11 protein-coding genes are annotated in these 13,885 nt (G+C 64.0%); 7 read left to right on the top strand and 4 right to left on the bottom strand.

Annotation, left to right across the window (positions count from 1 at the left end; all coding sequences use genetic code 11):
* Positions 1-169: 169 nt before the first annotated feature.
* Entirely contained in the window at positions 170-1,771 is a 1,602-nt protein-coding gene (locus XH91_RS33830) for an alpha-amylase family glycosyl hydrolase (protein ID WP_128954631.1), read from the top strand.
* Positions 1,772-1,949: 178 nt separating this feature from the next.
* On the opposite strand, the gene XH91_RS33825 is transcribed toward XH91_RS33830, so the two are convergent.
* Positions 1,950-3,653, bottom strand: a complete 1,704-nt coding sequence (locus tag XH91_RS33825; RefSeq protein WP_128954630.1) for an alpha-amylase family protein — start codon at positions 3,651-3,653, stop codon at positions 1,950-1,952.
* A 138-nt stretch (positions 3,654-3,791) separates the two neighbouring features.
* Here XH91_RS33825 and XH91_RS33820 point away from each other — a divergent pair, with 138 nt between their 5' ends.
* Positions 3,792-4,283 (top strand): MmcB family DNA repair protein, encoded by a 492-nt coding sequence (locus XH91_RS33820; protein WP_128954629.1) that lies wholly within the window; start codon positions 3,792-3,794, stop codon positions 4,281-4,283.
* A 103-nt stretch (positions 4,284-4,386) separates the two neighbouring features.
* Here the strand turns inward: XH91_RS33820 and XH91_RS33815 are convergent, their stop codons facing one another.
* A complete protein-coding gene (locus XH91_RS33815) occupies positions 4,387-4,941 on the bottom strand; it encodes an ActR/PrrA/RegA family redox response regulator transcription factor (RefSeq protein WP_128954628.1) in 555 nt (184 codons plus the stop codon).
* 103 nt (positions 4,942-5,044) lie between these two features.
* Positions 5,045-6,355 carry an ActS/PrrB/RegB family redox-sensitive histidine kinase gene (locus tag XH91_RS33810; RefSeq protein WP_128954627.1) on the bottom strand — a complete coding sequence of 437 codons (1,311 nt, stop codon included), beginning with the start codon at positions 6,353-6,355 and terminating at the stop codon, positions 5,045-5,047.
* Between the two features lie 126 nt (positions 6,356-6,481).
* On the opposite strand from XH91_RS33810, the gene XH91_RS33805 reads away from it, so the two are divergent.
* The 4 genes from XH91_RS33805 to XH91_RS33790 all read left to right on the top strand — a co-directional run bounded on the left by XH91_RS33805 (position 6,482) and on the right by XH91_RS33790 (position 10,754).
* Positions 6,482-7,285 carry an ABC transporter ATP-binding protein gene (locus XH91_RS33805; protein ID WP_128954626.1) on the top strand — a complete coding sequence of 268 codons (804 nt, stop codon included), beginning with the start codon at positions 6,482-6,484 and terminating at the stop codon, positions 7,283-7,285.
* Between the two features lie 145 nt (positions 7,286-7,430).
* Positions 7,431-8,249 carry an ABC transporter permease gene (locus tag XH91_RS33800; RefSeq protein WP_128954625.1) on the top strand — a complete coding sequence of 273 codons (819 nt, stop codon included), beginning with the start codon at positions 7,431-7,433 and terminating at the stop codon, positions 8,247-8,249.
* A 120-nt stretch (positions 8,250-8,369) separates the two neighbouring features.
* Positions 8,370-9,698, top strand: coding sequence for a polyhydroxyalkanoate depolymerase (locus XH91_RS33795; protein ID WP_128954624.1), 1,329 nt, complete (start codon positions 8,370-8,372; stop codon positions 9,696-9,698).
* Between the two features lie 216 nt (positions 9,699-9,914).
* On the top strand, positions 9,915-10,754 hold the full coding sequence (locus XH91_RS33790) for a M48 family metallopeptidase (protein WP_128954623.1): 840 nt from the start codon (positions 9,915-9,917) through the stop codon (positions 10,752-10,754).
* Positions 10,755-11,038: 284 nt separating this feature from the next.
* Here XH91_RS33790 and XH91_RS33785 read toward each other — a convergent pair whose 3' ends face one another.
* Complete coding sequence (locus tag XH91_RS33785) at positions 11,039-13,249, bottom strand: transglycosylase domain-containing protein (RefSeq protein ID WP_128954622.1); 2,211 nt, start codon at positions 13,247-13,249, stop codon at positions 11,039-11,041.
* Positions 13,250-13,416: 167 nt separating this feature from the next.
* Here XH91_RS33785 and XH91_RS33780 point away from each other — a divergent pair, with 167 nt between their 5' ends.
* Positions 13,417-13,842 carry a DUF1330 domain-containing protein gene (locus tag XH91_RS33780; RefSeq protein ID WP_128954621.1) on the top strand — a complete coding sequence of 142 codons (426 nt, stop codon included), beginning with the start codon at positions 13,417-13,419 and terminating at the stop codon, positions 13,840-13,842.
* Positions 13,843-13,885: the final 43 nt, after the last annotated feature.

Here is a 13,885-nt window from a genome sequence, read left to right as displayed (position 1 = left end):
ATCATCACAATGCCGATTTTTGCTGCGCCGCCAAGCAAAATAGTCGCGGTCGGCGCGCGGAACAACCCGATGTCACACGGTCGTCCCAATTCGCGTGGCTGTTTGAACCGGGAGCGTCGCTTCCGCGTTCACTCGCGCGAAGCACAGATTTCCGGCCGGGATTTTCGACATGGCACAGGGCGGCGAGTTTTGGTGGCGCGACGGCATCTTCTATCAGATCTATCCGCGCTCCTTTCAGGACTCGGATGGTGACGGCGTCGGCGATCTCGTCGGCATTTTGCGGCGGCTGCCTTATGTGAAATCGCTCGGCGTCGACGCGATCTGGCTGTCCCCGATCTTCCCCTCGCCGATGGCTGATTTCGGCTACGACATCTCCGATTATACCGGCATCGATCCCTTGTTCGGCACCATGGCGGATTTCGATGCGCTGCTCGCCGCCGCGCACGAGGCCGGCTTGAAGCTGATCCTCGATCTCGTGCCGAACCACACCTCCGACCAGCATCCCTGGTTCATCGAGAGCAGCGCCTCGCGCGACAATCCCAAGCGCGACTGGTACATCTGGCGCGACCCGGCGCCCGACGGCGGTGTCCCGAACAACTGGCTGTCCGAATTCGGCGGCAGCGCCTGGGCCTTCGACGAGACCACGGGCCAGTATTACTACCACGCCTTTCTCGCCCAGCAGCCGGACCTCAACTGGCGCAACCCTGACGTCCGCACGGCGATGTACGACGTGATGCGGTTCTGGCTCGAGAAAGGCGTCGACGGCTTTCGCGTCGACGTGATCTGGCACCTGATCAAGGATGCCGCGTTTCGCGACAATCCGCCGAACCCGCGCTATGTCGAGGGCCGGCCGCCGAACGAGAAGATCCTGACGCAATACTCCACCGACCAGCCGGAGGTGTTCGACGTCATCGCCGAGATGCGGCGCGTCACCGATGCCTATTCCGCGCGCGTCCTGATCGGCGAGGTCTATCTGCCGCTGCATCGTCTGATGGCCTATTACGGCAACGATCTCACCGGCGCGCAGATGCCGTTCAATTTCGCGCTGCTCTCGACCTTCTGGAGCGCGCGCTCGATCGAAAAGATCATCGAGGACTACGAGAAGGCGCTGCCCACAGGCGCCTGGCCGAACTGGGTGCTCGGCAATCACGATCGCCCGCGCGTCGCCAGCCGCGTCGGACCGGAGCAGGCCCGAGTAGCCGCCATGCTGCTCTTGACCCTGCGCGGCACGCCGACGCTCTATTACGGCGACGAGATCGGCATGCACCAGCTCGCGATCGCGCCGGAGGATGTGCGCGATCCCTTCGAGAAGAACGTGCCGGGCATCGGCGTCGGGCGCGACGGCTGCCGCACGCCGATGCAGTGGGATTCGTCCGACTTCTCCGGCTTCTCGGCAGGGAAGCCGTGGCTGCCTTTGCCGGAGGATCATGTGCGCGAGAACGTCGTCAATCTCGATGCGGATTCGCGTTCGATCCTGAGCCTGTACAAGCGTCTGATCGCGTTGCGCAAGAGTTCGCCGGCCCTCGTGAGCGGCGACTACCATCCGATCGCCGCGCAAGGCGATCTCCTGATCTATCGCCGCGACGCCCAGGGCAGGGCTGTCATCATCGTGCTCAATCTCGGCCCCGAGCCGATCGCAGTGACGACGAGTGCGCTCAAGTTCGGCAGCGAGATTCTGCTGTCGACGTTGCTGGATCGTGAAGGGGAGAGGCTCGAAGGCGTGCTGGATTTGCGCGGGAATGAGGGTGTCGTGGTGGTGCCGCCGTCGTAGCTCTTGCCAGGACATCGACGGCGGCGATGGTCGTTGCTCTCTCCCCGTCATTGCGAGGAGCCCTTGCGACGAAGCAATCCAGAAACTCTCCGCGGCGGCGGTCTGGATTGCTTCGCTGCGCTCGCAATGACGATCGTTGAGACGGCGGCGTAAACGACGAAACGCCGAACTCGCGGCATTACGTCGGATGCTTCGTCCCCTTCCGCCCCATCTTCTCATCCACCTCGCTCCGCTTCAGCAGATAGTCCAGCCCGCCGACCCGGTACCAGCGATAGCCATAGGGCTCCAGCACGATGCGGTGCTGGCCGCGTTTGTCGGCGTGGCTGTGGTCTTCCGCGAGAAGGTTGATCAAATGCGCGCCGGCATCATCGGGCAGCCCGACCGAGAACGCGATCTCGCGCGGCTTCTCGTCGAGATTGTGCACGAACAGAACGGAATTGTTGCGCCAGTCGTAGCGGATGATGAGCACGGCGGGATCGCGTGTCGGGATGATCACGAAGTCGCCCCAGCCGATCTCGGGCACTTCCTTGCGCATGCGGATGATGCGCTCGGTCCAGTTCAGCATCGAATTCGGATCGCGCCGCTGCTTGGCAACGTTGACGTGCTCGAAGCCGTAGGGTCCCTTGTCGATCACGGGGCTCGCCGGCCTGTCGCTCTTGGTGAAGCCGCCGTGCGGCTCGGTCGACCATTGCATCGGCGTGCGCGCGCATTGGCGTTCGGGCAGCGCGAGATCATCGCCCATCGCGATCTCGTCGCCGTAGCGGATCACGGGCGTTCCCGGCAGCGTGCACATCAGGCTGTAGGCGAGCTCGAGCCGCCTGCGGTCGCCGCCCAGCATCGGCGCAAGCCGGCGTCTGATCCCGCGGTCGTAGAGCTGCATGTTCTTGTCGGGTCCGAAGGCCTTGAACACGGTGTCGCGCTGCGCCTTGGTCAGCCGTCCGAGGTCCAGCTCGTCGTGATTGCGCAGGAACAGGCCCCATTGCGCCGAGGCCGGCCGCGGCTTTGTGGCTTTCAACGCCTTCGCCAGCGGGCGCGTGTCGCTGGCCGCCAGCGCATAGAACAGATGCTGGTTGACATGAAAGTTGAACATCATGTGCATGCGGTCGGCGTCGCGGCCGAAATAATCCATGTCGGTATCCGGCAGCACATTGGCCTCGGCCAGGATGATGGCGTCGCCTTCGCGCCATTGCAGGAATTCGCGGAACGTGCGCAGCATGTCGTATTGCTCGACCGGCTTGTTCACTTTCGCGCCCTTGGTCGCGATGACGAAGGGCACGGCGTCCATGCGGAAGCCGGAGACGCCGAGCTGGATCCAGAACCCCATGATCTTGAGGATCTCCGCCTGCACATGCGGATTCGACGTGTTGAGGTCGGGCTGGAAATCGTAGAAGCGATGAAAATAGTACGCGCCGGCTTCCTTGTCGCGCGTCCAGGTCGATTTCTGCACGCCGGGAAACACCATGCCCTTGTTGGCGTTGGCCGGCTTCCTGTCCGACCAGACGTACCAGTCGCGATAAGGCGAGGTCTTGTCGCGCCGCGCCTGCTTGAACCAGTGATGCTGGTCCGAGGTGTGGTTGACGACGAGGTCGATGATGATGCGGATGCCCCGCTGCTTGCAGCCATGGGCGAACTCGACGAAATCGCCGAGCGTGCCGTAACGGGAATCGACGCTGTAATAATCGGCGATGTCGTAGCCGTCGTCGCGGCCCGGTGAGGTCTGGAACGGCATCAGCCAGATCGTGGTGATGCCGAGCCCGTGCAGGTAATCGAGCCGGCGCAGCAGCCCCTTGAAATCGCCGATGCCGTCGCCATCGGCGTCCATGTAGGTGCCGACCGAGAGGCAATAGATGATGGCGTTCTTGTACCAGAGATCGTCGATCATGCGCGCAGCCTCGATGCTCCCGCCGAGGGGTGCGGCGGCTGCGTGATAAGTGTGTGGGGAAGGGGAGGTTCCGCCTCACCGTCGTCCCGGGGCGCGCCCCGGAATGACGGAGGAGACGGAATCGGCTACTCTCCCGCCATGGACAGCCCCGCCCGCAACATCGCCCTTGTTCCGCCGCCTGACCGCCGTCAGTCGGAAACGGCGCTCGCGATCGCGCGCGGCACGGCGCGGCTGTTACGCTCGCTCGGCTTTTCCTGCATCAGCGAGATGCCGCTGCCGTCGGGCCGGCGCGCCGATCTGGTGGCGTTGAACGAGCGCGGCGAGATCTGGATCGTCGAGATCAAATCGTCGGTCGAGGATCTGCGCGCCCACCAGAAATGGCATGAATACCGCACCCATTGCGACCGGCTGTTCTTCGCCTTCACGCAGGATCTGCCCTGCGAGATCTTTCCGCAAGACACCGGCCTGATCATCGCCGATGCCTATGGCGCGCACATGCATTGCGAAGCGCCCGAGCACAGGATGGCGGCAGCGACGCGCAAGCAGATGACGGTGCGGTTCGGCATGGCAGCGGCGCTGCGCATCAACCGCCTGGTCGATCCGCAAGGGCATGTGGATTTTTGGGAATGAATGCGCAGGGTGGGTTGGCCGTAGGCGTAACCCACCTCTTTAAGTCCACTATGAAAAAGAAGCGGTGGATTACGCCTTCGGCTAATCCACCCTACCGCACCCATTACCTCGGCGCGCGCTTGGCCAGGATCCGCTGCAACGTACGCCGGTGCATGTTGAGGCGGCGCGCCGTTTCCGAGACATTGCGGTTGCACATCTCGTAGATGCGCTGGATGTGCTCCCAGCGCACGCGATCGGCCGACATCGGGTTCGCCGGCAGCTCGGATTTCTCGGCGCTGGTCGAGAGCAGCGCGGCGACGACGTCGTCGGCATCCGCGGGCTTCGAGAGATAATCGATCGCGCCCATCTTCACCGCGGTGACGGCGGTGGCGATGTTGCCATAGCCGGTCAGCACGATGGCGCGCGCTTCGGGGCGCTTCTTCTTCAGCGCGGAGACGACGTCGAGACCGTTGCCGTCGCCGAGCCTGAGATCGACCACAGCGAAAGCCGGGGCGGACTTGCCGATTTGCGCAAGACCATCCGAGACCGTGTCACATGACGTCACCGCAAAGCCGCGTGTCTCCATGGCGCGCGACAGGCGCTCCAGGAACGGCTTGTCGTCCTCCACGATGAGAAGCGAGCGGTCGGCCTGTTCGTTCAGCTCAGTGATGGCGTTCAAGGTTTTGTCCTCTCTCCTGCACATCTACATATGGCGTCGCAATCAGGCGGTGCCAAGGCCGCCAATGGTCGATCGGGCCTCATCTGCGACGCAAGGTCGCGGCCTATCCTATTGTTTCCTCGAGGCTCTCGATAGCCTCAAAACGCTCGCGCGGCCACGCAATCTGCACCACCGCACCGTGTTCCGGGAAGGGCCTGTTGGTAAACGAGACCTTGGCGCCGGTGCGCTCGAGCAGGGTGCGGGCGATGAACACGCCAAGCCCGAGGCCGCCGCCGGAATCCTGGGCGCGCCGCCGCGACAGATAGGGTTCGCCGATCCGGTTCATGATGTCCGGCGGAATGCCCGGTCCGTCGTCGGAGATCACGATCTCGATCGTATCACTGTTCCACCACGCGTTCACTTCCACCGTGGAGTGGGCGAAATCGACCGCGTTCTCGATGATGTTGCCGACACCATAGAGCACCGCCGGATTGCGTGATCCGACCGGCTCGGCCGTTGCGGTCACTGCGATCCGCACCTTGATGTCGACACCGAAATCGCGATGCGGCGCCACCACTTCCTCGATCAGCTCGGACAGTTTCATGCGGTCGAATGGCGCGCCGGTGGAGGAAAGCTGGGTGATCTTGCCAAGGATGTCGCGGCAACGCTGCGTCTGCTCGCGCAGGGTTTTCAGGTCGGCGGCGAACACCGGGTCCTTCACCGTCTTCTCCAGCTCGCGCGAGATCAGGAAGATGGTCGCGAGCGGCGTGCCGAGCTCGTGCGCGGCGGCCGCAGCGAGGCCGTCGAGCTGGGTCAGATGCTGCTCGCGCGTCAGCACCAGCTCGGTCGCGGCGAGCGCGTCGGCCAGCTTGCGCGCCTCCTCGGTGACCTGAAAGGAGTAGAGGCTGGTGACGCCGATCGCGAGCACGATCGAAAGCCAGACGCCGACGAGATAGATCGGCGGCAGCACCACCGGGTCTTCCGAGTCCCATGGCAGCGGGAAATGAACGAAGAACAGGATCGACGCGCAGGCGACGGCGAGGATGCCGAGGCCGAAGGTCAGCCGCGCCGGCAACGCGGTCGCCGAAATCAAGACCGGTGCGAGAAACAGGAACGAGAACGGGTTCTGCAATCCGCCGGTGAAGAACAACAGCCCGGCCAGTTCCACGATATTGAGCGCCAGCAGCGCGGCGGCATGGATCGGCTCCAGCCGCCGCATCGGATTGACGGCGGTCTGGAGCGCCAGATTGAGCATGGCCGACAGGCCGATGATGCTGACGCAGGGGATGATGGCAACGTCGAACTCGAGCCCTTGCGCCACGATGAAGATCGCGGCGAGCTGGCCCAGCACCGCGAGCCAGCGCAGCCGCAGGATGGTGTCCAGGCGGATGTGTCGTTGCGACGGGCGGAAGTCGGAAGCGGCGGTCTCGGTCATATCTGGCCAATCTAGCGGTGCGCGTGTCCGATCACAAACACGCTGGCCCACGATTCCAACGAGTTACAAGTCTTCGAGTTACAAGCCTTGCACTCCACCGCGCAATGGCGGAAGAACGCCTCTAGCATGACTGAGAACTCCAGGGCTTCAAGCTGGCCGACTGTCGCGGAGGGCATTTCGTCCGCGGCCATCGAGGTCGATCGCCTCGTCAAGGTCTACAAGCAGACCCGCGCGGTCGACGGCATCTCCTTTTCGCTTCCCCGCGGCAGCATCACCGGCTTGCTCGGCGGCAATGGCGCCGGCAAGACCACCACGATCGCGATGATCATGGGGCTGGTGCTGCCGACCGCCGGCCGCGTCCGCGTGCTCGGTCATCGCATGCCGGAACAGAGCGCCGAGGTGCTGGGGCGGATGAACTTCGAAAGCCCCTATGTCGACATGCCGATGCGGCTGACGGTGCGGCAGAACCTCACGATTTTCGGCAAGCTTTATGCAGTCAGGCACCTTGCCGACCGTATTGCAGAACTGGCCGACGACCTCGATCTCACCGATTTCATCGACCGCGCCAACGGCAAGCTCTCGGCGGGGCAGAAGACTCGTGTTGCGCTGGCGAAGGCGCTGATCAACCAGCCCGAGCTGCTGCTGCTCGACGAGCCCACCGCATCGCTCGACCCTGACACGGCCGACTGGGTGCGGGGCCATCTGGAGCGCTATCGGAAAGACAACAACGCCACCATCCTGCTGGCCTCGCACAACATGCTGGAGGTCGAGCGTCTGTGCGACCGCGTCATCATCATGAAGCGCGGCCGCGTCGAGGACGACGACACGCCCGACGCGATCATGGCCCGCTACAATCGCACCACGCTGGAGGAGGTGTTCCTCGACGTCGCGCGCGGGCGGGTGAACGGTGCGAAGGAGGGGGCGAGATGAGGGGGCCTCTCCGCGGTCATTCCGGGGCGCGCGGAGCGCGAACCCGGAATCCATTTCACCGCGTGCGCTGCGGGCCGATGGATTCCGGGTTCGATGCTGCGCATCGCCCCGGAATGACGGGCCCTTTCAAGACGAAGGAGCGGCGATGACCGACATCTCCCTCTACCGCGGCATCTCCGTGCAACGCATCGGCGCGATGATCCTGCGCTATTGGTACCTCTTGATGTCGTCCTGGCCGCGGCTGCTCGAGCTGTTGTACTGGCCGGCGCTCCAGGTCATCACCTGGGGCTTCATCCAATACTATATTGCGCAAAACGCCAGCTTCTTTGCGCGCGCCGGGGGCACGCTGATCGGCGCCGTGATCCTCTGGGACATCCTGTTCCGCGGCCAGCTCGGATTCTCCATCTCCTTCCTCGAGGAGATGTGGGCCCGCAACCTCGGCAACCTCATGATGAGCCCATTGAAGCCGATCGAGTTTCTGCTCTCGCTGATGGTGATGAGCCTGATCCGTCTCGCGATCGGCGTCATCCCGATGACGCTGCTGGCGATCGCGTTCTTTCACTTCAACGTCTACAGCCTCGGCCTGCCGCTGATCGCCTTCTTCTGCAACCTGATCTTCACCAGCTGGTCGGTCGGCATCTTCGTCTCGGGTCTGGTACTGCGGAACGGCCTCGGCGCCGAGAGCATCGTCTGGACCTTGATGTTCGCCATCATGCCGCTCGCCTGCATTTATTATCCGGTCAGCGTGCTGCCGGCCTGGCTGCAATATGTCGCCTGGTCGCTGCCACCGACTTACGTGTTCGAGGGGATGCGCGCGCTGCTGATCGAGAACAGCTTCCGGACCGATTTGATGGGGGAGGCGTTAGCCATCAACGCGGTGCTTCTGCTGGCTTCTTTCGGGGCATTCCTTGCCCTTTTGCGCAGCGCCCGGAAACACGGCTCGCTGCTTGCGGGCGGCGAATAACGTCACTTTATCGTGGATTCAGGCTGGTTTGGCAGTTTCGGCCACGTAGATGTACGGAAGCATGCATTGACGCAATATTACGCATTCGGCAGTATGCTGCGATGCGAAGAGGATTATAATATGCCTATTGGTGAGTTTGGCGGCGCGCCGCCCCTGGCCGCAGAAGGCAGCCCGGTCCTGACCACGCCGATGTACTGGATGTACGAGATGGCGCATGCCTCTCTCAATCCGGCGCGTGCAGTCACCGACGCGACCAAGCTGCTGTTTCAAAATCCGCTGAACCCCTGGGCGCGCACCGAAGTCGGCAAATCGGTCGCCGCGGCCTGCGAATTGTTCGAGCGCACCACGCGCCGCTACGGCAAGCCGGAATGGGGCCTCAATGACACCGAGGTCAACGGCATTCGCGTTCCCGTCGAGGTTCGCTCGGTCTGGGAAAAGCCGTTCTGCCGGTTGCTCTACTTCGATCGCAAATTCGCCCGTCCGTTGCGCAGCCCGCAGCCGCGCGTGCTGATCGTGGCGCCGATGTCCGGCCATTACGCGACACTGCTGCGCGGCACGGTCGAGGCGTTCCTGCCGGCGCATGAGGTCTACATCACCGATTGGGCCGATGCGCGCATGGTGCCGCTCAGCGACGGCCGCTTCGATCTCGACGACTACATCGACTACGTCGTCGAGATGCTGCATGTGCTGGGTGGCAACACCCATGTGATGGCGGTGTGCCAGCCTTCCGTGCCTGTCGTCGCTGCGGTCTCGATCATGGAAGCGCGACGCGATCCCTTCGTGCCGACCTCGATGACGCTGATGGGCGGTCCGATCGACACCCGCCGCAATCCGACCGCCGTGAACAATCTCGCGCAAGAGCGTGGCATCGACTGGTTCCGCAACCACGTCATCACCAAGGTGCCATTCCCGCATCCGGGCATGATGCGCGACGTCTATCCGGGCTTCCTCCAGCTCAACGGGTTCATCAGCATGAACCTCGACCGGCACATGGACGCCCACAAGCAGCTCTTCGCCCATCTGGTGAAGGGCGACGGCGACCTCGTCGACAAGCATCGCGAGTTCTATGACGAATATCTCGCGGTGATGGACCTCTCGGCCGAATATTACCTGCAGACCGTCGACACGGTCTTCGTGAAGCACTCGCTGCCGAAGGGCGAGATGACCCATCGTGGCACGCGCGTCGATCCTTCCAAGGTCACGCGCGTTGCGTTGATGACGGTCGAGGGCGAGAACGACGACATCTCGGGTCTCGGCCAGACCGAAGCAACACACGCATTGTGCAGCTCGATTCCGGATCATCGCCGCGTTCATTACGTCCAGAAGGGCGTTGGACATTACGGCGTGTTCAACGGATCGCGCTTCAAGTCGGAAATCGTGCCGCGCATCCATGATTTCATGGTCTCGGCTGCGAATCCGAGCTCTTTGCAGGCGCTTGCGGCTGAATAGCCATTATTTCGGCTTTCCCGTCGAAATTTCAGGCCCTGCCGGAAGCTCCGGGAGGGCCTGGTTACCCTCAGATTCGAGGTAATTAGGTAGCGTTCTAGGAGTGAGTCATCCCTCACCCCTTGGGGGCGCCGCATGCGTCCGGCGGGGGCGAAAAAAGCGGGTTCCAACCCCAGTCTGTAGGGTCTCCCGGACGCCAGACCCCTGTATATTGGGCAAATGATTTGTTTTTGCGCCGAGCGCTTTCCCTGGCGGCGGTTATGGCAGAATCCGGGCGACCTCCTGCTCCCCGGACTGACAGACATGGCCACACGCGCACTCCTCTATCGGCGGCCCCACGAACCGAAGACCCTTCTGATCACCCATGGATCGCAATTCTTTGCGATTCGGTTGCGAAGGCACCGGCGGGCGCGTCGTTACACGCTCAGGATCCATCCGAGTGATCGCGAAGCCATCCTCACGATGCCGCCGCGCGGCACGCTCGCCGAAGCCAAGGACTTCGCGCAGCGTCATGGCGCGTGGATCGCGGCACGTCTGGGTCGTCTGCCCAAGGCTGCACCGTTCCAGCCTGGCACAGTGATACCGCTCCGTGGCGTTCCCCATCGCATCGTGCATCGCGCAGGCAGCCGCGGCACGGTGTGGGCGGAAATTCGCGACAGCGGTGAACGCATTCTCTGTGTCGCCGGCGGCCTCGAGCATGTCGATCGCCGCGTCAACGACTTCCTCAAGCGCGAGGCACGCAAGGATCTGCAGCGCTCTGCGGAGACCCACGCCGCCGAGCTCGGCGTCAAGGTGAAGCGGCTCTCGATCCGCGATCAGTCCAGCCGCTGGGGCTCCTGCACCTCGGCGGGCTCACTGTCGTTCTCCTGGCGCCTGATCCTCGCGCCGCCCTATGTGCTCGACTATCTCGCCGCGCATGAGGTCGCCCATCTCGTCGAGATGAATCACTCCGCCCGCTTCTGGCGCGTCTGCGGCAAGATCTGTCCCTCGATGGAGCGCGCCAAGAAGTGGCTCGACACCTGCGGCAACGATCTGCACCGGTATGGGGTCGAGGATTAGGCCGCGCTGGCAGCCCTGCACTCGCTGTCATCGCCCGCCTTGTGCGCAGTTGCGCACTGGGGCGGGCGATCCAGTATTCGAGAGACGGTGATTGTTGAACCGAGAAGCCGCGGCGTACTGGATTCCCCGCCTTCGCGGGGAATGACGGCGGAGCTTGAGGTGCGCATAGCGCGACATTCGCCGATCTAAGAGCCAAATCAACGACCTCGCACATCTCACTGCGCATCACCCCGCAACACGCCGGCTACTGTGCATGGGGTTGTTTTCGCGATCTTGCTTGGTCGCTACCGGTTCCCGCCAAACAGCCGGTCCATCAGCCAGCCATCAAGCCCTGCGGCCGGCTCCGGTCGCACATTGGCACGCGTCGGTGGCGGAGCACGATAGCCGCCATTGCTGACCGGCGGCGGAGAGCCGGGCGCTGCCTGAGTCGGCGGCGACACCTGCGACGAGATCTGCACGAGGTTCGACGGCCCCCAATTGCTTTGCAGGTTCGGCAGGGCTGCGACCTGCACGCCCTCGTGCGCGGCGCGCATGAACCGGGTCCAGACTTCCACCGGCAGGCCGCCGCCGGTTGCTTTCCTGGTCGGCGAGTTGTCGTCATTGCCGAGCCAGACCCCGGTGACGAGGTTCGACGTGTAGCCGATGAACCAGGCGTCGCGATAATCCTGGCTGGTGCCGGTCTTGCCGGCCGCCTGCCAGCCCGGGATCTCGGCCTTCTTCGCCGTGCCCGAGATCAGCGTCTCCCGCATCATGCTGTTCATCATGCCCACGTAACGGGGCTCGATCACCTGATTATGCTCGTCGGGCTGGCGCATGTAGAGCAGCTTGCCGTCGAGCGTCTTGATCCGCGTCACCACATGCGGCGTGGCCGCGAAGCCGCCATTGGCGAAGGGCGCGTAAGCGCCGACCAGCTCGACGACAGAGACTTCCGAGGTGCCGAGCGCGATCGAGGCGTTGGGCTCGAGTTTCGAGGAGATGCCGAGCCGATGCGCGGTGCGCACCACGTTCTTCGGTCCGACCTCGAGGCCGACGCGGATGGCGACGGTGTTGAGCGACATCGCCAGCGCCTGCGTCAGCGTCACCGGACCGAAATATTCGTGGGTGTAGTTCTCGGGCTTCCAGCCCTTGACCTCGATCGGCGCGTCCTGGCGGATGGTGTCGGGCGTCAGCCCCTGCTCCATCGCCGTCAGATAGACGAACGGCTTGAAGGATGAACCCGGCTGGCGTTTTGCCGTGACCGCACGGTTGTACTGGCTCTCGGAATAGTTCCGCCCGCCGACCATGGCGCGCACCGCGCCATCGGGCGTCATCGCCACCAGCGCGCCCTGGCTGACATTGAACTTCACGCTCTTGGCGGCGAGCTCGTCGATGACGGCGGCCTCCGCCACGGCCTGCAGCTTCGGATCGATCGTGGTCTCGACCCTGATGCTGTCGTCGATCTGGCCGACGAGGTCGTCCAGCACCTCGCCGATCCAGTCGGCGACATAGTTGATCGTGCCGGCACCGACCGGCTTCACATTGTAGGAGGGGTGTCCGATCGACGCCTGGGCCTGCGCCTCGGTGATGAACTTGGCGTCCGCCATCGCTGCGAGCACGACTTGCGCGCGCGCTTCGGCGCCTTCCGGATTGCGGTTCGGCGCGAGGCGCGAGGGCGATTTGACCAGGCCCGCCAGCATCGCGGCTTCGGGAAGCGTGACGTTCTTGGCCGGCTTGCCGAAATATTTCTGCGCGGCGGCTTCCACGCCATAGGCGCCCGAGCCGAAATAGACGCGGTTGAGATAGAGCTCCAGGATCTCGTTCTTGGTGTGCTTGCGCTCGAGCCAGATCGCAAGCTCCGCCTCCTGCAGCTTGCGCGCCAGGGTGCGTTCCTGGGTCAGGAACAGGTTTTTGGCGAGCTGCTGCGTCAGCGTCGAGCCGCCCTGCGAGACGCCGCGATGGAGCAGATTGGTGACGAGGGCGCGCAGGATGCCGACGGGATCGATGCCGAAGTGCGAATAGAAGCGGCGGTCCTCGATCGCGATGAAAGCCTTGGGCAGATAGGGTGGCAGATCCTTCAGCGACACGTTCGCGCCGGCCATCTCGCCGCGCTGTGCCAGCAGGGTGCCGTCGATGCCGACGATCTGGATCGTTGGCGGGCGCTTCGGAATCTCGAGCGACTGAATCGGCGGCAGATGGGCGCCGACCCAGATCACGACGCCGATCACGGCGATCACGCCCCACAGGCTCAGCACGGCGCCCCAATAGACGAGGCGGCCGAGGCCGACACGGATGGACGATCGCGATCGGCGCTTCGCACCGCTGTTCTTGGCGGTCGCCTTGCGCTCGCGCGGCGGCTCGTCGTCAGACGGGTCCGCCTTGCGCTTGCCGGCTGATTTCTTCGGCCTGTCATCGCCGCCGGGAACGCGATCGGCCGCCGTCAGGCGCAGATCGGCGAGCGCCGCGGGCAAGCCGAACAGCGGCTCCTTCCGCCCACCCTTTTTCTTTGCCGACCCCATACGCAAAACGCCCGGTCACCCCGCCCCGCCGCACGCTAGCGTTCGCTGTTTAAGGCCCGGTTACCCGGAGGTTAACGCGCGATTAGGAGGTGCGGCATTCGCCCGCCGCAGTTCCGCTTCCGAGGCGCGGGCGTTAGGATCGAAGGCATAAGAAAGAGGGAACACCGATGGGCCATATCGATCCGACCAAGGAGATCTTCGCGCAATTCCGGGAGAACGACCGTCCCGGCCCGATCCACATGCTCAACCTGGTCCGGCTGCGCAAGGACGCCGCCTATCCGGACGGCCGCAAGGCGAGCGGCGCGGAGGCCTATGCGGCCTATGGTCGCGAGAGCGGCCCGGTGTTCGAGCGCCTCGGCGGCCGCATCGTCTGGCAAGGCCGGTTCGAGCTGATGCTGATCGGCCCGCAAGAGGAGCGCTGGGACCATTGTTTCATCGCCGAATACCCCAGCGTCGGAGCGTTCGTCGAGATGATCCGGGACCCCGTCTATCGCGAGGCGGTGAAGCATCGGCAGGCGGCGGTGGAGGATTCGCGCCTGATCCGCCACGCGGTGCTGCCGGTCGGGAAGAATTTTGGCGAGATACCGGCGTAACCGCCCCCAAAAAAAAATCGGCGGCCGCAGGCCGCCGATTGCA

Source organism: Bradyrhizobium guangzhouense (assembly GCF_004114955.1).
GTDB classification, from domain to species: domain Bacteria; phylum Pseudomonadota; class Alphaproteobacteria; order Rhizobiales; family Xanthobacteraceae; genus Bradyrhizobium; species Bradyrhizobium guangzhouense.
The sequence above is the reverse complement of the archived record's forward strand: the minus strand, read 5'-3'. Positions and strand labels throughout refer to the sequence as shown.